Origin of the sequence: Streptomyces viridosporus (assembly GCF_002078235.1) — a bacterium.
GTDB classification, from domain to species: Bacteria; Actinomycetota; Actinomycetes; order Streptomycetales; family Streptomycetaceae; genus Streptomyces; species Streptomyces viridosporus.
In genome coordinates this window covers 1-754 of the sequence record NZ_MSGP01000894.1, presented here as the reverse complement: position 1 = coordinate 754, position 754 = coordinate 1, and the positions used below count along the sequence as shown (strand labels likewise).

Genomic DNA, 754 nt, shown 5'->3' with positions numbered 1-754 from the left:
CTGCGGCTAGGTCTGGCTTATCGCAGCAGCATGGGAGGCGGGATGGACGCCCGACAACTGCACTATTTCCTCGCCATCGTCGAGCACGGCGGCTTCAGCAAAGCGGCCGCCGCGCTCCACGTGGCGCAGCCGTCGTTGTCGCAGGCGATGGCCAATCTGGAGGCCGACCTCGGGGTGTCACTCTTCCATCGCGTGGGCCGCGGAGTAGTCCTCAGCAAGGCGGGCGCTGAACTTCTCGAACCGAGCCGCCGGGCGCTGCGAGACCTGGACGCGGTGCGCGACAGGGCCACCGCGCTCGCCGGGCTGGGAGGGGGAACGGTCGACGTGGCCGCCATGCCGTCACCGGGCATCGAACCCCTCACCACGTTGATCCACCATTTCACCCGGTTGCACCCGTCCGTCACGGTCGCCACCCGAGCGGCGTTCACCCCCGAGGAGACCCTAGACCTGGTCCGCAGCGGTGCCTGCGAACTGGGGCTGTTTGAGGAGGCAATCTCATCTACGTGCTGATTGCTAGTGGCTTGTCACGCCGCCTTGGCCGGGTAATCGACCTGCTGCCCGTCGGTCAGCAGACTGTCCCCAAGATCTGATCTCGGAGGTGGTCGTGGGGCGTCGACCGAGTGTGTTCGTCCGGCCGGTGAGCGTGGAGGAGGGCAGGAAGCTGCAGCGGATCAGCCGGAGGGCGAAGGACCCGGTGAAACTACGCCGGGCGATCGTGGTGCTGATGTCCGCCCAGGGCCAGACGGTCCAGGAC

1 protein-coding gene is annotated in these 754 nt (G+C 67.4%); it reads left to right on the top strand.

The window, feature by feature from the left end; genetic code table 11:
• A partial coding sequence (locus tag B7L92_RS38490) for a LysR family transcriptional regulator (RefSeq protein ID WP_255311365.1) occupies positions 1 to 510 on the top strand: 510 nt, incomplete at its 5' end.
• Positions 511 to 754: the final 244 nt, after the last annotated feature.